This window comes from Variovorax sp. Varisp85, from assembly GCF_047304045.1.
GTDB lineage: Bacteria > Pseudomonadota > Gammaproteobacteria > Burkholderiales > Burkholderiaceae_C > Variovorax.
Window position 1 is genome coordinate 18097 of record NZ_JBGLYN010000072.1, and the last position, 17368, is coordinate 35464.

At 67.2% G+C, this 17368-nt stretch carries 20 protein-coding genes; 9 read left to right on the forward strand and 11 right to left on the reverse strand.

The genetic code is table 11. From position 1 onward, the window contains the following. The first annotated feature begins 119 nt into the window (after positions 1-119). Together ACCC97_RS23535 and ACCC97_RS23540 are read left to right on the forward strand one after the other, a co-directional pair. A complete protein-coding gene (locus tag ACCC97_RS23535; protein ID WP_007833117.1) occupies positions 120-767 on the forward strand; it encodes a DJ-1/PfpI family protein in 648 nt (215 codons plus the stop codon). Continuing rightward, positions 764-1285 (forward strand): CinA family protein, encoded by a 522-nt coding sequence (locus ACCC97_RS23540; RefSeq protein ID WP_007833116.1) that lies wholly within the window; start codon positions 764-766, stop codon positions 1283-1285. The genes ACCC97_RS23535 and ACCC97_RS23540 overlap by 4 nt, the downstream gene beginning before the upstream one ends. Positions 1286-1290: 5 nt before the next feature. Here the strand turns inward: ACCC97_RS23540 and ACCC97_RS23545 are convergent, their stop codons facing one another. The 5 genes from ACCC97_RS23545 to ACCC97_RS23565 are packed head-to-tail and all read right to left on the reverse strand — an operon-like array spanning position 1291 to position 6263. Beyond that, positions 1291-2295, reverse strand: coding sequence for a tripartite tricarboxylate transporter substrate-binding protein (locus ACCC97_RS23545; protein WP_413335364.1), 1005 nt, complete (start codon positions 2293-2295; stop codon positions 1291-1293). A gap of 29 nt (positions 2296-2324) precedes the next feature. Next, positions 2325-3176, reverse strand: coding sequence for an HpcH/HpaI aldolase/citrate lyase family protein (locus ACCC97_RS23550; RefSeq protein ID WP_086012103.1), 852 nt, complete (start codon positions 3174-3176; stop codon positions 2325-2327). 2 nt (positions 3177-3178) lie between these two features. Beyond that, entirely contained in the window at positions 3179-4360 is a 1182-nt protein-coding gene (locus tag ACCC97_RS23555) for a CaiB/BaiF CoA transferase family protein (RefSeq protein WP_007833113.1), read from the reverse strand. Positions 4361-4375: 15 nt separating this feature from the next. Further along, positions 4376-5272: a MaoC family dehydratase N-terminal domain-containing protein gene (locus ACCC97_RS23560; protein ID WP_007833111.1), complete on the reverse strand. Its 897-nt coding sequence runs from the start codon at positions 5270-5272 to the stop codon at positions 4376-4378. Positions 5273-5282: 10 nt separating this feature from the next. Beyond that, complete coding sequence (locus tag ACCC97_RS23565) at positions 5283-6263, reverse strand: tripartite tricarboxylate transporter substrate binding protein (RefSeq protein ID WP_413335366.1); 981 nt, start codon at positions 6261-6263, stop codon at positions 5283-5285. A 110-nt stretch (positions 6264-6373) separates the two neighbouring features. Here ACCC97_RS23565 and ACCC97_RS23570 point away from each other — a divergent pair, with 110 nt between their 5' ends. Further along, the gene (locus tag ACCC97_RS23570) at positions 6374-7285 is read left to right on the forward strand and encodes a LysR family transcriptional regulator (RefSeq protein ID WP_413335368.1); all 912 of its coding nucleotides are present in this window, start codon (positions 6374-6376) and stop codon (positions 7283-7285) included. A gap of 441 nt (positions 7286-7726) precedes the next feature. Here the strand turns inward: ACCC97_RS23570 and ACCC97_RS23575 are convergent, their stop codons facing one another. Together ACCC97_RS23575 and yghU are read right to left on the reverse strand one after the other, a co-directional pair. Next, on the reverse strand, positions 7727-8317 hold the full coding sequence (locus tag ACCC97_RS23575) for an NADPH-dependent FMN reductase (protein ID WP_413335369.1): 591 nt from the start codon (positions 8315-8317) through the stop codon (positions 7727-7729). Next, on the reverse strand, positions 8314-9195 hold the full coding sequence (yghU, locus tag ACCC97_RS23580; RefSeq protein WP_007833104.1) for a glutathione-dependent disulfide-bond oxidoreductase: 882 nt from the start codon (positions 9193-9195) through the stop codon (positions 8314-8316). The genes ACCC97_RS23575 and yghU overlap by 4 nt, the downstream gene beginning before the upstream one ends. Positions 9196-9223: 28 nt before the next feature. Between yghU and ACCC97_RS23585 the strand changes: the two genes are divergently transcribed. Further along, complete coding sequence (locus tag ACCC97_RS23585) at positions 9224-9856, forward strand: glutathione S-transferase family protein (protein ID WP_413335371.1); 633 nt, start codon at positions 9224-9226, stop codon at positions 9854-9856. A gap of 30 nt (positions 9857-9886) precedes the next feature. Here ACCC97_RS23585 and ACCC97_RS23590 read toward each other — a convergent pair whose 3' ends face one another. Together ACCC97_RS23590 and phaC are read right to left on the reverse strand one after the other, a co-directional pair. Further along, positions 9887-11065: an acetyl-CoA C-acetyltransferase gene (locus tag ACCC97_RS23590; RefSeq protein WP_007833100.1), complete on the reverse strand. Its 1179-nt coding sequence runs from the start codon at positions 11063-11065 to the stop codon at positions 9887-9889. A gap of 43 nt (positions 11066-11108) precedes the next feature. Next, positions 11109-12860: a class I poly(R)-hydroxyalkanoic acid synthase gene (phaC, locus tag ACCC97_RS23595; protein WP_413335378.1), complete on the reverse strand. Its 1752-nt coding sequence runs from the start codon at positions 12858-12860 to the stop codon at positions 11109-11111. 113 nt (positions 12861-12973) lie between these two features. On the opposite strand from phaC, the gene ACCC97_RS23600 reads away from it, so the two are divergent. Continuing rightward, positions 12974-13300 carry a hypothetical protein gene (locus ACCC97_RS23600; RefSeq protein ID WP_081502654.1) on the forward strand — a complete coding sequence of 109 codons (327 nt, stop codon included), beginning with the start codon at positions 12974-12976 and terminating at the stop codon, positions 13298-13300. Here ACCC97_RS23600 and pgeF read toward each other — a convergent pair. Both pgeF and maiA read right to left on the reverse strand, forming a co-directional pair. After that, positions 13229-13990 carry a peptidoglycan editing factor PgeF gene (gene pgeF, locus ACCC97_RS23605; protein WP_413335373.1) on the reverse strand — a complete coding sequence of 254 codons (762 nt, stop codon included), beginning with the start codon at positions 13988-13990 and terminating at the stop codon, positions 13229-13231. The genes ACCC97_RS23600 and pgeF overlap by 72 nt on opposite strands. 5 nt (positions 13991-13995) lie before the next feature. After that, the gene (maiA, locus tag ACCC97_RS23610) at positions 13996-14634 is read right to left on the reverse strand and encodes a maleylacetoacetate isomerase (protein WP_007833091.1); all 639 of its coding nucleotides are present in this window, start codon (positions 14632-14634) and stop codon (positions 13996-13998) included. Between the two features lie 140 nt (positions 14635-14774). On the opposite strand from maiA, the gene ACCC97_RS23615 reads away from it, so the two are divergent. From ACCC97_RS23615 to ACCC97_RS23630, 4 genes are all read left to right on the forward strand, one after another. Then, positions 14775-15476, forward strand: a complete 702-nt coding sequence (locus ACCC97_RS23615) for a fumarylacetoacetate hydrolase family protein (protein ID WP_007833089.1) — start codon at positions 14775-14777, stop codon at positions 15474-15476. 17 nt (positions 15477-15493) lie between these two features. Next, entirely contained in the window at positions 15494-16045 is a 552-nt protein-coding gene (locus ACCC97_RS23620) for an NUDIX hydrolase (protein ID WP_056599569.1), read from the forward strand. Positions 16046-16059: 14 nt separating this feature from the next. Beyond that, positions 16060-16542 carry a CreA family protein gene (locus ACCC97_RS23625; protein WP_413335375.1) on the forward strand — a complete coding sequence of 161 codons (483 nt, stop codon included), beginning with the start codon at positions 16060-16062 and terminating at the stop codon, positions 16540-16542. Between the two features lie 155 nt (positions 16543-16697). Beyond that, a complete protein-coding gene (locus tag ACCC97_RS23630; RefSeq protein ID WP_007833081.1) occupies positions 16698-17204 on the forward strand; it encodes a murein hydrolase activator EnvC family protein in 507 nt (168 codons plus the stop codon). Positions 17205-17368 lie beyond the last annotated feature (164 nt).

Genomic DNA, 17368 nt, shown 5'->3' on the forward strand with positions numbered 1-17368 from the left:
ACTGAGCCGAGCTTGCAACCAGCTGTCACGAAGCGACCTTCGTGCCCGGGCTCTATCCTCGCATCTGTACGCTCTCGCGCAAGCGTCATCGCCAACCTTATTACCAAGGAGTCGAAAGTATGAATTTCGGGATCATCGTCTTCCCCGAGGTCGAGGAACTCGACTTTGTCGGCCCCTGGGAAATGCTCACCATGTGGAGCAAGCTGGCCGGCGGTCCCGAGCATTGCCTGATCGTGGCCGAAAAGCGCGAACCGGTGGTCTGCGCCAAGGGGCTGTCCATCAACCCGCACGTGTCCTTCGCTGACTGCCCGCCGCTCGATCATCTGCTGGTGCCCGGCGGCATGGGCACGCGACGCGAGGTCGACAATCCCGCAATGACCCGTTTCCTCGCCGACCAGGCGCCGGGATGCCAAACGCTGATGTCGGTATGCACCGGCGCCTTCGTGCTGCACGCGGCCGGGCTGCTCTCGGGCAAGACCGCCACCACGCACTGGGGATCGCTGGACCGCCTGCGCGCACTGGGCGACGTGAAGGTGGTCGAGCAGCGCTTCGTGCAGGACGGCAACGTCTGGACATCGGCGGGGGTATCGGCCGGTACCGATCTGATGCTGGCCTTCATCGCCCACACCGCCGGCGATGAAGCCGCCGCCCGGGTGCAGCTGCAGGCCGAGTATTACCCGGCGGATACGGTATACGGCAGTACCGCGAGCCACGAGCGCGCGCCGGCCTACGTGACGCGTCCGGGCACGCCCTTCAAGACGCCATGAGCGCCGTTCCCCTGCCCGAACTTCTGTCCGTACTGGCCGCGCGCGTCGGCGAAACGCTGCGCGCGCGGGGCCAGACGGTGTCGGTCGTCGAGTCTTCGGCCGGCGGCCTCGTGTCTGCCGCCCTGCTCGCCATTCCCGGTGCATCGGCCTACTTCCGCGGCGGCGCGGTCGTCTATTCGCGGCGCGCCGGCCGCGCGCTGCTGGGCCTGACCGCGGAAGACATGGCCGGCATGCGCGGGGAAACCGAGCCCTACGCCCGGCTCGTGGCAGGCCGGGTGCGCGACACCCATCACACGACTTGGGGCATCGCCGAAAGCGGTGCGGCCGGCCCGTCGGGCAGTCCGTATGGCGATGCGCCGGGGCACGTGTGCGTCGCCGTGGTCGGTGGGGTCACGGTGAGCCGGACTATCGAGACCGGCGACACGGACCGTCCGAGGAACATGGAGGTGTTCGCGCGGCACCTGCTCGCGCTGTTCGACGAGACGCTGCGGGCGCAGCCGCAGACACCGCCCGCCTGAGAGATTCAATCCGCCTGCACGCCCGCTGCGCGGATCACCTTGCCCCATTTCTCGATCTCCGCCGCGAGGTGCGTGCGCAGGCCTTCCGGCGTCTGCTTGTCGAGCGGCACGATCTCCGAGCTGAGTTCGGCCAGCCGGTGCTTGACCATGTCGTCCTGCAGCGCGGCGCGCAGGGCGACGTTGAGCTTCTCGAGCACTGCGGGCGGCGTGCCCTTGGGCGCGTAGATGCCGTGCCACACCTTCACGTCGAAGCCCTTGAGCCCCTGTTCGTCGAGCGTGGGAATGGTCGGCATGCTCGACAGCCGCCTTGGCGTGGTCACGCCGAACACCTTCACGCGATTGCCGTCCTTGATGACCGGCGCGGTCTGCGTGGTCTGGTCGCACAGCAGGTCGACCTGCCCGCCCATGAGGTCGTTGAGCGCCGGGCCCGCGCCCTTGTAGGGCACGGTGGTCAGCTGAACGCCGATCTGGTTCATGAACAGCAGGCCGCACAGCTGCGACACCGCGCCCACGCCCGCATTGGCCAGCGTCACCTTGTCCTTGTGGGCCTTCACGTAAGCCAGCAGCTCCTGGTAGTTGTTGGCGGGGAAGTCCTTGCGCGACAGCAGCGTCATCGGCACGTCCATCACCTGGCCGATGTATTCGAAATCTTTCAACGGGTCGTAGTTGAGCTTCTTGTAGAGCGCGGGCGCGGTGGCCATGCCCATGTGATGGATCAGGATGGTGTAGCCGTTGGGCGCCGCCTTGGCCACCCGCGTGGGCGCGATGGTGCCGCCCGCGCCCACCGTGTTCTCGACGATCACGGTCTGGCCCAGCGACTTGCCCATGGGAATGGCCAGCATGCGCGCCACCACGTCCGTCGGGCCGCCGGCGGAGTACGGCACGACCAGGGTGACGGGCTTGTCGGGCCACGCAGCCTGTGCGGCCGCCGGTGACTGAAAGGCAAGCAGGCAGGCGCTCGCCGCGGCCGCGAGCAGGGCCTTGGATTTCCAGGTCTTCGTTGCTGTCACTTCGTTGTCTCCTTCTGGGGGTTATTTATTTACGGATGTTCGAGCGCGAGCAGGCGTTCGGCCAGGCGCACCACGGGCGCGTCGACCATGCGGCCGTCCAGGCTGACGACTCCGCCGCCGGCTGCGCGCACGGCATCGATCACGCGACGGGCCCATGCCACTTCGTCGGCGCTCGGGCCGAGCGCGGCGTGCACCGGCGCGACCTGATCGGGGTGGATGCACAGCTTGGCGCCGAAGCCGCCGCGCCGGGCGCGTGCGGTGTCGGCCGCAAGCCTTGGCGCATCGCGCCAGTCGGGCGTCACGCCGTCGATGGGCGCGGGCAGGCCGGCGCGGCGCGAGGCCAGCAGCAGCGCGAGGCGCACCGGCACGAGTTCGGCTTCGTCCGCATCGCAGGCCAGGCCGAGGTCGGCCTGGAAATCCAGGTTGCCGAACGCCAGGCGCAGCACCTGCGGGCCAGCCGCGAGCTCATCGACCGCCGACAGGCCTTCAGCCGACTCGATCAACGGCACCAGCACGCCCTTCGGGCCGATGGCTTCCGCAATCCTGGACAGATGAGCCGCGCGCTCCGCCTTGGGCAGCACGACGCCGGCAATCAAGCCTTGCGCCGCCAGTGCGCCGACCTGCGCGCAATCGTCTTCATGCCACGGCGTGCCGGCGGCATTGATGCGCACCAGCAGGCGTTGCCGGTCGATCTCGGGCAGCTTGGCGAACGAGGCGGCGAGCGCCTCGCGCGCCGCCACCTTGCGCTCGGGCGCCACCGCGTCTTCGAGATCGACGATCACGCCGCCCGCACCGGTCGCCAGTGCCCGCGCATGGCGCTCGGGCCGGTCGGCCGGCACGAAGAGAAAGGCGCGCGCGAGAGCAAGCGGAGCCAATGGCACGCTCACACCGCCCCTGCCTCGCGCAGCGCCGCGATGTCCGCCTCGCTGCGGCCGAGGCTGCGCAGGATGGCGTCGGAGTGCTCGCCCACCGCCGGGATCGGGTCCATGCGGTAGTCGAACGCGCTCTGCCGGCCGGCCGGCAGCAGGGCCGGGATGTTTCCGGCCGGAGACCCCACCTGCCGCCAGCGCTCGCGTGCCTGCAACTGCGGATGGGCCCACAGCCCGGCCATGTCGTTCATGCGGGCGTTGGCGATCTGCGCCGCGTCGAGCCGTTCCAGCACCTGCGCGGTGCTCAGCGCGCCGAAGGTCTCGACGATGATTGAGCGCAGAGCCTCGCGGTTGTCGTTGCGCCGCGCATTGCTGTCGAAGCGCGCATCGGCCGCGAGCCCGGTCTGCAGCAGCACCTTCTCGCAGAAGGTGCGCCATTCGCGTTCATTCTGCAGGCCCAGCATCACCGTGCCGCCATCGCCGACGGGGAACGGGCCATAGGGATAGATGGTCGCGTGCGAAGCGGCGCTGCGTGGCGGCGGCGCCGCGCCTTCGTACGCGTAGTACATCGGATAACCCATCCACTCGGCGAGCGATTCGAGCATCGACACGTCGATGTGCGAGCCCTTGCCGGTCTTGCCGCGCTGCAGCAGCGCCGCGAGGATGCCGGTGTACGCATACATGCCCGCTGCGATGTCGGCGATGGAGTTGCCCGACTTGCACGGATCGTTGGGCGTGCCCGTGACCGACAGGAAGCCGGCTTCGCTCTGGATCAGCAGGTCGTAGGCCTTCTTGTCGCGGTACGGGCCGTCTTCGCCGTAGCCCGAGATGTCGCAGACGATGAGCCGCGGATGCTTCGCCTGCAGCGCCTCGGCGCCGAGCCCCATGCGCGCCGAGGCCCCGGGTGCGAGGTTCTGCACCAGCACGTCGGCGCCGGCCAGCAGCTCCTGCAGGACCGCGAGCGCGGCGGGCTGCTTGAGGTCGAGCGTGAGGCTTTCCTTTGAGCGATTCACCCACACGAAGTGCGAGGCCTCGCCGGCCACGCGGGCGTCGTAGGCCCGCGCGAAGTCGCCTACCTCGGGGCGCTCCACCTTGATGACTCGGGCGCCGAGGTCGGCCAGCTGGCGGGTGCAGAACGGTGCGGCAATCGCGTGTTCGAGCGAGATGACGGTGATGCCGTCCAGGGGTCTTGTCATGTGTTCCTTCTCTTGTCAGGCGAGTACGGCCGTGGCCTGCATCGTGAGCCAGCCGTCGGCGTCTTCGCCCCAGAGGCTGAATGTCTTTCCATCGGCGTCCGGCTTGCCGTGCACGCGGAACGGCGCGATGTCGAAGGTCGGGCGCACGGCGCGAAATTCGAAGCGCGCGAGCAGCGCGCCCGGCACGTTGCGGCGAAGCAGGTCGACCAGCAGCGTCGCGATCAGCGGGCCATGCACGATCAGGCCCGGGTAGCCCTCGACCTGCGTCACGTAGCGGCGGTCGTAGTGGATGCGGTGGCCGTTGAAGGTCAGCGCGGAGTAGCGGAACAGCAGCACGTCGTCGGGCGCAATGTCGCGGCTGAAGGCAGCGTCTTTCGGCGCGGGCGTGGGCGGCGGGGCCTTCTCGCCAGGCGCGGCGGCGGCGCGGTAGACGATGTCGTGCTCCTCGGTCAGCGCGAGGCCGCGCTCGTTGCGCACCTCATGGCGCACGAGCACGAACACCAGCTCGCCGGTGCGGCCCGCCTTGTGCGTGACCGAGGCGATGGTCGAGGTGCGCTCCACCTTGTCGCCGACCTGCAGCGGATTGCCCGCCTCCCAGTTGAGCCGCCCGCCGGCCCACATGCGGCGCGGCAGCGGCACGGGCGGCAGGAAGCCGCCGCGCTTCGCATGGCCGTCGTCGCCGATCTCGGACTGGCGATGGTGCGGCAGGAAGTAGAGCCAGTGCCACAGCTCGGGCAGGCGCGTGCCGGCCTGCGGCAGCGGATCGTCGCGATCGAGCGTCGCGGAGAGCGCGCGCACGGGTGCGGCGGTGATGTCGTCGGCCAGCGTTTCGCTGCGGCCCTGCCAGGCCTGCAGCCTGGCCAGCGCCTCGCTGTCGATCATGGAAGGCGCCGTGTGGTTGTCGTTGCTCATGGGGCTTCCTTCAATCGACCGCAGCGCCGGAGGCCTTGACGATGCGCGCCCACTTGGCGAGATCGCCCTGCAGCAGCGCCGCGAACTGCTCGGGAGAAGTCGGCGCCGCGATCTCGACGCCCTGCTGTTCGAGCTTGTCGCGCAGGTCCTTCGAGGCGAGCGCCTTGCGCGTGGCGTCCTGCAAGGTCGCCAACACGTCGGCCGGCACGCCTGCGGGTGCGAACAGGCCGATCCACAATGTGCCGTTGTAGCCTGGCACCGCCTCGGCGATGGTCGGCACGTCGGGCAGCACGGCCGAGCGCTTGTCGCCGCTCACGGCCAGCGCGCGCAGCTTGCCGGCCTTGATGTGCGAGAGCGCAGAAGGCAGGCTCGCGAACACGATCGGCAGTTGCCCGCCCAGCACGTCGTTGAGCGCGGGCGCCACGCCCTTGTACGGCACGTGCTGCAGCGAGATGCCGGCCATGCTGTTGAGCATTTCGCCGAGCAGGTGGTTGAGCGTGCCGTTGCCGGCCGAGGCGTACTGGTAGTTGGCACCCTTCTGCCGTGCGAGCTTCAGGAACTCCGCGAGGTCCTTCGCCGGGAACGTGGGATTGACCAGCAGCACGTTGGGCACGGCGCCGATCAGGCCGACGGGCTTGAAGTCCTTCACCGGGTCGAAGCCCGGGTTCCTGTACAGCGCCGGGTTGATCGCCTGGCTGCTGCTGATGGTCATGAGCAGCGTGTAGCCGTCCTTCGGCCCCTTGGCGACAAGCTGCGTACCGATGTTGCCGCCCGCACCGGGACGGTTGTCGACCACCACGCTGGCGCTGTTCATCACCTCGCCGAGCTTCTGGCCCACGAGGCGCCCGACGATGTCGTTGGTGCCTCCGGCGGCCTGCGGCACGACCAATGTGATGGGGCGCGAGGGATACGGCTGGGCGCTCGCCGGGCCCGTCGGGATCAGAAGCGCTGCCGCAGCCAGCGACAGCAGCGCACGTAGGCGGAATCTCATGTGTGGTGTCTCCATGGCCGCATGGTCGTTCGCCCTCCTCCTGCGCGCAATCTGCGATTTCGGAACCCAGCCTTCTGTATTTCCGAAGGCTCGGCGCATAACATCGCCTCATGCTTTTCGATCTCACCGACCTGCGGCTGTTCGTGGCCACGGCCGAACTCGGCAACCTCACTCGGGCCGCCGAACGCCAGCACCTGTCGCTGGCCGCCGCGAGTGCGCGCATCAAGGCGCTGGAAACACAGGCGGGCCTTCAGCTGTTGCAGCGAGAAGCCCGCGGCGTGCGGCTGCTGCCGCCGGGCGAAGCCTTCCTGCACCACGCGCGCCTCGTGCTGCACCAGACCGAACAGCTGCGCGCCGACCTGCTCGAGTACGGCGGCGGCCTGCGCGGGCACCTGCGCGTGTTCGCCAACACCACCGCGGTGACCGATTTCCTGCCCGAGATCCTGCCGGGCTTCCTGGCGCACAACCCACGCATCAACGTCGACCTTCAGGAAAAACCGAATGCTCAGATCCCGCGGGGCGTGCTCGACGGCCGCGCCGACATCGGCATCGTCGCAGGCCGCGTCGACACGCTAGGCCTGGAGGCAATCCACTTCAGCACCGACCGGCTGGTGCTCGTCACATCGCGCAAGCACCGCTTCGCGAAGCGCCGCAGGATCGCCTTCGCCGAGACGCTCGACGAGGATGCCATCGGCATGCAGCAGGGCAGCACGCTGCAGACCTTCCTGGCGCAGATCACCGACAACCTCGGCAAGCGGCAGAAGCTGCGCATCCAGCTCGGCAGCTTCGACGCGATGTGCCGGATGATCGGCAGCGGCGTGGGCATTGGCGTGGTGCCGGAGTCGGCGGCGCGGCGCAACCAGGAGAGCATGCAGCTCGCGCTGATCGATCTCAGCGATGCGTGGTGCGTGCGCGAGCGGTATCTGCTGGTGCGGAACCGGGAGGCGCTGCCGGTCTATGCGCAGGCGCTGGTCGAAACCTTGTGCCGGCACTACGCCGAACAGCAGGCCGAAGAAAACTGAGCGTGGCCCCCCGAAAAACAGGGGACTTGCAGGCGATTGCCGAACAAGTCGATCCCGTCCCCATTTTCCGTGGACAACTTTGGGGGTAACTCATGAGGAGCCTTGTAAAACAGATTTAAGTCATTGTTTTACAAGGGTAATCCTTAGTTTGCTCAAAATTTGGGCGGTGAACAACCTGAGCGGGCAAAACGGTTCCGATGGGCCTGAAAACGGCGATGAAGAGAACTTTCCTTCAATTTCTGGAGGGCAGAAAGCCCCATCGGATCAGTGACTTACGCCCGAATCAAGAAAACCTGATGTCGTCCCCATTTTCAGTGCACAACTTTGGGGATAACTCATGGGGAGCCTTGTAAAAGGCTCATAAGTTATTGTTTTATAAAGAAATTAATCACTTTGCCCAAAAAATGGGCGGTGAACAAAGTGCTTCGCCTGGCCTGTCGCTCAGTATGGCGGTGCCTTGCGCTCACGTTGCGCTCGCGCCGCTTCGGTCCACCACGCCAGGTCGTCCGCAAAGCGGTCGAACGAGCGCTCGAGCGATTCACCCGCCGGCCCGGTCGGCTTGCCGGCCGCGTCCAGCGTCTGCGAGATCGGGCCAACCGCGAGCGTGCTCGACACGACGACCATGCCCATCTCCGACAGGATCGAATGCCACACCGTGCCCGAGCGCACGCCCGAGAAGCGCCCCGCCGAATAGCTCGCGATGGCCGCGGGCCGCCAGAACCACTCTTCGAGAAAGTGGTCGGTCAGGTTCTTCAGGCCCGGCTGCGGACCCCAGTTGTATTCGCCGGTAACGAAGACGAAGGCATCGGCTGTGCGGATCTTTTCGGCCAGCGCTTCCATCGCCGCCGGCGCGGTGCCCTTGGGATATTCCTTGTACATGCGGTCGAGCATGGGCAGGTCGACCACCTTCGCGTCCACCAACTCCACATCGTCGCCCCGCGCGCGAAGGCCGGAGACGATGTAGTCCGCCAGGCGCACGCCCATGCGATCGGAACGGTACGAACCGTAGAAGACCAGGATCCTGTCGCTCATCGCTGTTCCGTTTCGAGCTTGTCCTGGGTGCGGGTCCCGAAGTCGCCTGCGTCGTGGCGCTCGTGCAGCTGGCTCGAAGGCTGGCCCCAGGCGCGATTGACCATGCGGCCGCGCTGCACCGCCGGGCGCTGCGCGATCTCGTCGGTCCAGCGCAGCACGTTCCTGTACTCGCCCACCTGGAGGAACTCGCCCGCCTCGTACAGCTGCCCCTTGGCGAGCGTGCCGTACCAGGGCCAGACGGCCATGTCGGCAATGGTGTACTCGCTGCCCGCCAGGTAGCGGCTCTCGGCCAGCCGGCGGTCGAGCACGTCGAGCTGGCGTTTGGTCTCCATGGCGAAGCGATCGATCGCGTATTCGATCTTCGTTGGCGCATAGGCATAGAAGTGCCCGAAGCCGCCGCCCAGGTAGGGCGCGCTGCCCATCTGCCAGAACAACCACGACAGGCATTCGGCGCGGGCTGCCCGCTCGGTCGGCAGAAAGGCATTGCCGAACTTCTCGGCCAGGTACTGCAGGATCGCGCCGGACTCGAACACGCGGATGGGCGTAGCGCCGCTGCGGTCCATCAGCGCGGGGATCTTGGAATTCGGGTTCACCGCCACGAAGCCGCTGCCGAACTGGTCGCCGTCGCTGATGCGGATCAGCCAGGCGTCGTACTCGGCGCCGGTGTGGCCGAGCGCCAGCAGTTCTTCGAGCATCACCGTCACTTTCACGCCGTTCGGTGTCGCGAGCGAATAGAGTTGCAGCGGATGCTTCCCTATCGGCAGGTCTTTCTCATGGGTGGCACCCGCGATCGGGCGATTGATGTTCGCGAAGCGGCCGCCGCTTTCCTTGTTCCAGGACCAGACGGTGGGCGGCGTGTAGGCTGTCGTGCCATTCATGCGATGAGTTCCAGGAGTTGGACAGACGATGATCATTCTCTACGACTGCGCCACCGCGCCGAGTCCGCGGCGCGCCCGCATCCTGCTTGCCGAAAAGGGCATTGCCCATGAAACGGTGCAGGTCGACCTGGCACATGGTGAGCAATTGGGTGCAGCCTACCGCGCGATCAACCCGCAATGCACGGTGCCCGCGCTGCGCACCGAGGAAGACGGGCTGCTGACCGACAACGCCGCCATCGCGGCCTGGCTGGAGGCCCGCTACCCGGAGCCACCGCTGATGGGCCGCACGCCCAAGGAAAAGGCCGAGATCGCCAACTGGAACTGGCGCATCGAATTCGAAGGCCTGCTGGCCATTGCCGAGACGCTGCGCAACGGTTCACCGGCCATGGCCAATCGGGCACTGCCCGGCCCTGTGGACTATGCGCAGATTCCCGAGCTGGCACAGCGCGGGCTGGCACGTGTGCAGCATTTCTTCGAGAGGCTGAACGAACGGCTGGCCGGCCGCGAGTTCGTCGCCACCGACCGATTCAGCCTGGCCGACATCACCGCCGTGGTGGCGGTGGACTTTGCCCGCGTGGTGCGGGTCAAGCCCGGGGAACAGCACCCCGAGCTGCTGCGCTGGCGCGCTGCGATGGCGCAGCGCCCGTCGATGTCGCGCTGAGCGGCACGACGGCGCGCCGGGCGCTGTGGATCAGCGCTCGATGGTCAGCGCCACGCCCATGCCCCCGCCGATGCACAGCGAGGCAATGCCCTTCTTGGCGTTCTGGCGCTGCATTTCGTGCAGCAGCGTCACCAGGATGCGGCAGCCCGACGCGCCGATGGGGTGGCCGATGGCGATGGCGCCGCCGTTGACGTTCACCTTGTTCACGTCCCAGCCCATTTCACGGTTCACGGCGCAGGCCTGCGCGGCGAAGGCTTCGTTGATCTCGAGCAGGTCGAGGTCGGCCGCCTTCCAGCCCGCGCGCTGCAGCGCCTTGGTCGATGCAGGCACCGGGCCCATGCCCATGATGGCCGGATCGAGGCCGGCGGTGGCGTAGCTGGCGATACGGCCCAGCGGCTTCAGGCCGAGCGCGGCGGCTTTCTTGGCAGTCATCACCATCACGGCGGCAGCCCCGTCGTTCAGGCCCGAGGCATTGCCCGCGGTCACGCCGCCGGCCTTGTCGAAGGCGGGACGCAGGCCGGCCAGGCCTTCGGCGTTGGTCTTGCGGTTGATGAATTCGTCCTTGTCGAAGACGACGGGATCGCCCTTCTTCTGCGGAATGCTCACGCCGACGATCTCGTCCTTGAACTTGCCGGCGTCCTGCGCGGCGGCGGCCTTGGTCTGGCTGCCCAGGGCCAGCTCGTCCTGCGCGGCGCGGCTGATTTCGTACTTCTTGGCCACGTTCTCGGCCGTGATGCCCATGTGGTACTGGTTGTAGACGTCCCACAGGCCGTCCACGATCATGGTGTCGACCATCTTCCAGTCGCCCATGCGCTGGCCGTTGCGCGAGTTGGGCAGCACGTGGGGCGCTGCGCTCATGTTTTCCTGGCCGCCGGCGATGACGATCTCGCTGTCGCCCGTGGCCACGGCCTGGGCCGCCAGCATCACGGCCTTCAGGCCCGAGCCGCACACGGCGTTGATGGTGAGCGCCGGCGTTTCCTTGGCGCCGCCGCTCTTGAGCCACGCCTGGCGCGCGGGGTTCTGGCCGGCGCCGGCCGCCAGCACCTGGCCCATGATGGCCTCGCCGACCTGTTCGGCGGTGAGGTTCGCGCGGGCAATCACTTCCTTGATCACGAGGGCGCCCAGCTCGGTGGCGGGAATGCCGGCGAGCGAGCCGCCGAACTTGCCGACTGCCGTGCGTGCAGCCGAAACGATGACGATGTCTTCCATGAGGTTCTCCGTTGAAGTGATCTGAAATTCGAGGTGAGAGGGATCAGGCGCGAGCCTTGACGTAGCGGCCCGGCGCCGGCTCGATGGCCTTGTAAGCCTTGCCGTTGCCGTAAGCCTTGGGCGCGGGGATCTGTTTGCCCGCGTGGCCCTTGAGCCATTGTGCCCAGTCGGTCCACCAGCTGCCGGGATGCTCCTGCGCGCCGGCGAGCCATTCGGCCTGCGTCTTCGGGAACTTGCCGTCGTCGCGGATCCAGTGGCTGCGCTTTTTCTTGGCGGGCGGGTTGATCACGCCTGCGATGTGGCCCGAGGCGCCCATCACGAAACGCTTCTTGCCCGGCAACAGTTGCGTGGAGGCATACGCGCCGCCGATGGGCACGATGTGGTCTTCGCGCGAGCCGTAGATGTAGGCCGGGATGTCGATGTTGCCGAGGTCGATCTTCTGCCCGCATACCGTCAGCGCATTCGGCTTGGCCAGCTTGTTCTCGTGGTACGTGTTGCGCAGGTACCAGGCATAGAACGGGCCCGGCAGGTTGGTCGCGTCGCTGTTCCAGTACAGCAGGTCGAAGGGCGGCGGGGTTTCGCCCTTCAGGTAGTTGCCGACCACGTAGTTCCACACGAGGTCGTTGGGCCGCAGGAAGCTGAAGGTCGAGGCCAGGTCGCCGCCCGGCAGCAGTCCGCCCTTGCCGAGCTGCATTTCGCGGTACGCCACCATCTGCTCATCCACGAAGATGTCGAGGATGCCGGTGTCGCTGAAATCGAGGAAGGTGGTCAGCAGCGTGACCGATGCGGCCGGCTTCTCGCCGCGCGCCGCGAGCACGGCCAGGGCGGTGCTCAGGATGGTGCCGCCCACGCAGAAGCCCAGTGTGTTGATCTGCTTGCTCCCGCTGATCTCCTGCACCGCGTGGATCGCCTTGATGGCGGCGTTCTCGATGTAGTCGTCCCAGGTGGCCTTGTCCATCGACTCGTCGGGGTTGCGCCAGCTCACCACAAACACGCGGTGGCCCTGATCGTTCGCATAGCGGATCAGCGAGTTCTCGGGCTGCAGGTCGAGGATGTAGAACTTGTTGATGCACGGCGGCACCAGCAGGAACGGCCGCTCGTACACCTTGGGGGTGAGCGGCTTGTATTCGAGCAGCTGGAAGAACTCGTTCTCGAACACCACGGCGCCTTCGGTGGTGGCCACGTTGCGCCCCACCTCGAAGGCGCTCTCGTCGGTCATGCTGACGTGGCCCTGCTTCATGTCGTGCAGCAGGTTCTGGATGCCCTTGGCGATGCTCTCGCCCTGCGTGTCGATGGCCTTCTTCTGCGCTTCGGCATTGAAGGCCAGCGAGTTGCTGGGCGACGAGGCCGCCATCCATTGCTCGACCGCGAAGCGCAGGCGCGCCTTGGTCTTTTCGTCGGCGTCGATGGCCTCGGCCATGCCGAGCATGGTGCGGCCATTGAGCAGGTACACGGCCGCCGAGAAGGCCGACAGCGGGTTGCGGCCCCAGGCGTCGCCAGCGAAGCGCTTGTCGCCTTCGGGCTTGGCGCCGAAGCCCTGGCGCCAGAGTTCGGTGGCTTCCGCCATGTACTGCTGCTGGATGGACTGGAGCTTTTCGGGGTCGATGGAGAATTTTGGCAGCTCGGGCATCTTCGCGGCCTGCGGCAATTGCCATAGCGGCGTGCCGCCGCCGTTGAAGGCCGAAGCCCCTTGCGCGGCGGACTGCCGGAAAGCTTCCAGCGCCTGGGTCCATCCCTCGGTCATTGCCTGCTGGAAGGGCGCGAACGCATCGGCCCCCGTGGCTTGTTGCTTCATCATGTCTCCTGGTCCTCGCCTGAGTCGAAACGGATGGCTTGCGTGTTTTGAGTATCCTGCATTTCACGGGGCCCTCACAACGCCGCTTCCTTGCTTACCAACTGAAACTACTTGTGTTTATCCATCTGATCGTCATCGGTTGGTTGTACGTCGCCCTGATGATGGCGGTGGCCGAGGCCACCAACACCACAGGCACGGTGCTGGGCGCCATCTTCACATTTCTTTTGTACGGATTGGTGCCGGTGGCACTGGTGGTTTACCTGATGGGCACTCCGGGCCGCCGCCGCGCGATGAGGCAACGCGAGGCCGAGGCACAGGAAGCCGCCCGGCGTGCCGCAACCGAGAAATCGGCGCCGCCGGTCGCAGGCTCAGGCCTTCTTCCAGACCAGGGCGGCGAAGCGGCCGCTGACGCTGTCCCGCCGGTGCGAAAAGAACCTTGAGGGATTGGCGACGGTGCACCAGCCGTCGCTGCCGTCGTTGCCATGGACGGCCTCGATACCCACCGCGTGCAGCCGCTGGCGCGCCAGTGCGGGCAGGTCGGCCAGCCATTTCCCGGTGGCAGCCGCGGGCCTGAAGCAGGACGCCGCTTCGGGCGCATGCGCCTCGAAGGCAGCCCTGACCTCGGGGCCGACCTCGAAGGCCTTGGGCCCGATGCACGGGCCCAGCCAGGCGATGACGCAGGCCGCGCCATCGGCCTCGAAGGCCTTGGCGGTCTGTTCGAGCACACCGCCCGCCAGCCCGCGCCAGCCGGCATGCGCGGCCGCCACGCGGTGGCCCGCTTCGTCGGTGAAGAGCACGGGCAGGCAATCGGCCACCATGATCGTGCAGGCCAGGCCGCCGGCAGTGGCCGTGCAGGCATCGCCAACGGTGCCGTCGCGCACCGCGTCCTGTGCGGCGTCGAGCGAGACGACGCCGGTGCCGTGCACCTGCTGCAGGAAGACCGGACCCGCTCCGATGGCCGCGCGCAAGCGGTTCCGGTTCTCCGCCACATGCGCGGGCTCGTCGCCCACGTGGTCGCCGAGGTTCAGGCTCTCGTAGCGCCCCAGCGAAACCCCGCCGTCGCGCGTGGTGCACACGGCCCGCACGTTCGGCGGCGCGGGCCAGTCGGAGACGAGCCAGCGCTCGTTCATGGGGCTCAGGCTTCCGCGTCGGGCGCCTGCGAGGGCTGCGCGCGCTGGAAGGCGTCGAGCTCCATGCAGGCCTCGAAGGCGGCCATGGTGCGCGGCAGGCCGCTGAAGTCGCAGTCGAAGCGGCGGCCGTTGAAGATCTGCGGCACCAGGCAGCAATCGGCCATGGTGGGTGTGTTGCCCCAGCAGTAGATGCCGGCTGGGTGCTGCGCAAGCTGACGCTCGAAGGCCAGCATGCCGTCGCGCACCCAGTGGCGGTACCAGGCGTTCTTGGCCGCATCGTCGAGCTTCAGCTCTTTCACGAGGTACTTGAGCACGCGCAGGTTGTTGAGCGGATGGATCTCGCAGGCGATCGACTGCGACAGTGCGCGCACGTGGGCGCGGCCCACCGGATCGGTCGGCAGCAACGCCGGCTCGGGGTGCACTTCGTCGAGGTATTCGATGATCGCCATCGATTGCGAGAAGCGCTCGCCCTCGTCCTCCAGCAGGGGCACCAGCATGTCGGCCGAGATGGCGGAGTAAGGGCCGGTGCGGTGGTCGCCGCGCGCGATGTGCACGGGGATGTACTCGAAATCGAGGCCCTTCAGGTTGAGGGCGATGCGCACGCGGAACGAGGAGGAGGAACGGAAATAGTTGTGCAGCTTCATGATTTCCCAAGCATAGCGCTCCGTCACGGGCGCGGCATGGCCCTTCAGCGCGCCGTTCTGGCCGGCTTCTATTGTGGACCTCCCGCCTCTGGCACACTGCCGATCTCCCGCTTAGGTTTCGCTGAAAAGGACACGTCGCAATGGCTTCCGAGTTCGTCTTCGCCCCGCCCGCCACCGTCTCGGTGCCGGTGGCCGGCCAGCCCGCCCGCTTCCCGGTGCACCGCATCTACTGCGTGGGCCGCAACTACGAAGATCACGCCAAGGAAATGGGCTTCACCGGCCGCGAGCCGCCCTTCTTCTTCATGAAGCCGGCCGATGCGCTGGTGGTGGTCGACGCGGGCCAGACCGGCACCATGTCCTACCCCTCGCTCACGAAGAACCTGCATCACGAGATCGAGCTGGTCGTGGCCATCGGCACGGGTGGCAAGAACATCCTGGCGGCCGATGCGCACAAGCACATCTACGGCTACGCCGTCGGCCTCGACATGACGCGCCGCGACTTGCAGAACGACATGAAGAAACAGGGCCGCCCCTGGGACATCGGCAAGAGCTTCGAGCAGAGCGCACCCATCGGCCCGATCGTGCCCGTGGCGCAGGCCGGCAATGCGGAAAAAGCCGAGATCTCCCTGCAGGTGAACGGCACCGACCGCCAGCGCAGCAACGTGGGCAAGCTGATCTGGAACGTGGCCGAGACCATCGAGCACCTGTCGGCCGCGTGGGAGCTGCAGCCCGGCGACCTGATCTTCACCGGCACGCCCGAAGGCGTGGCCGCGGTGGTGGCCGGAGACACGCTCGTGGGCGAAGTCGCGGGCCTGCCCAAGCTGACCGTCAAGATCGCCTGAAGACGGCAGCCGGCTCCATGCTCCTGCGCGTACCCATCAAGCATTGCAAGAACTGCGGCACCGCGGTGGTCTACCGCGTGCCGGACGACGGCGACACCAAGCAGCGCGCCGTCTGCCCGGCCTGCCACACCATCCACTACGAGAACCCGCTGAACGTGGTGGGCACCATCCCGGTCCTGGGCGACAAGGTGTTGCTGTGCAAGCGCAACATCGAACCGCGCTGGGGCAAGTGGACGCTGCCGGCCGGCTTCATGGAGCTCGAGGAAACCACCGCCCAGGGCGCGGCCCGCGAAACCGACGAAGAGGCCGGCGCCAACTATGTGATGGAGGGCCTGTTCTCCGTCATCAGCGTGGTGCGCGTGGGCCAGGTGCACATGTTCTACCGGGCCCGGTTGCTCGACGACAGGTTCGACCCAGGCCACGAGACCATCGAGGCCAGGCTCTTCGCCGAAGAAGAGATTCCCTGGGACGAGATCGCCTTTCGCACCGTGCGCGAGACGCTCGAGCACTACTTCGAGGACCGGCGCCGCGGCAGCTTCGACCGAGTCCACACGTTCGACATCGTCTGAACCCGCAGCGCCCCATGACACTTCGCTCCACCCTGCTTCGCGCCGCGATCGGCTTCGGATTCATCCTGGCCGCGACGGCGCAGGCGGAAACCGTGGGCGACGTCGACACCGCCTTCAAGCTCATCGGCCCGGACCACAAGATCGTGATCGAGGCCTACGACGACCCCAAAGTCAGCGGCGTGACCTGCTACGTCTCGCGCGCCAAGACCGGCGGGCTGGCCGGCGCCTTCGGCGTGGCCGAGGACAAGGCCGAGGCCTCCATCGCCTGCCGCCAGGTCGGCCCCGTGAGCATCACGCAGCCGCTATCCAAGCGCGAGGAGGTCTACAGCGAGCGGCTGTCGGTGCTCTTCAAGCGCCTGCGCGTGGTGCGCATGGTCGACCCGAAGCGCAACACGCTGGTCTACCTGACCTACTCCGACCTGCTGATCGACGGTTCGCCCAAGAACAGCGTGACGGCGGTGCCCATCGACCGCGGCACACCGATCCCGCTCAAGTAGCGCCCGGGGGCCGATGGCCCCTTCACAGCCGGTTGCTCTTTCGCGGGGCGCCGTCGCGGCAGTTTGCTAGCATCGCCCGCGTGGCCTCCCCCCGCGGGCCGCGGCGAGCCAGATCGCCGGAACCCTCCGCAACGAAACCGTTCCAACACAGCGCCATGCATCTTCAGACTTTTGTTTCCCGTATCGCCGCCCTGGCCCTGGTTGCCGCGAGCCTCGCGGCCTGTACCACCACCGACCTCAACGCGCCGCGGCCCGGCCCCTCGGTCACTCCCCCCGTGCAAAGACCCACCGCGATGTTCGTGCGCCCTGCTACCGGCGCGACGCTGGCGCGCTTCGACGGCGTGCGCACCAAGGGCATCGACATCGCCGGCAACCTGGGCGATCCGGTCGTCGCCTCGGCCGACGGCCGCGTGGTGTACGTGGGTGGCGAGCTGCCGGCCTACGGCAACATGATCATCGTCAAGCACAACGAGACCTTCCTCACCGCCTACGCGCACTTGCAGACCATCCTGGTGAAGGAGAACCAGGTGGTCCGACAGGGCGAGAAGATCGGCGAGATGGGCAAGAGCAACGCCGACCGCGTGAAGCTGCGCTTCGAGATCCGCAAGAACGGCACGGCCGTGAACCCCGAGCCGTATCTCAACGGATTGCTTCAGCAATGACAGGCGGCGCCCGCCGCCCATGAAAAAAGCCCCTCGCGGGGCTTTTTTCTTTCAGAGCGCGTCATGCCGAAGCCCTGGCCTCGCCGGCTAGATGTGAAGCTCCAATAGGTTGTATCCGGTGTTCATCCGGATTGGGTTTGAGAGACTGGAAGTCGCCAAACACC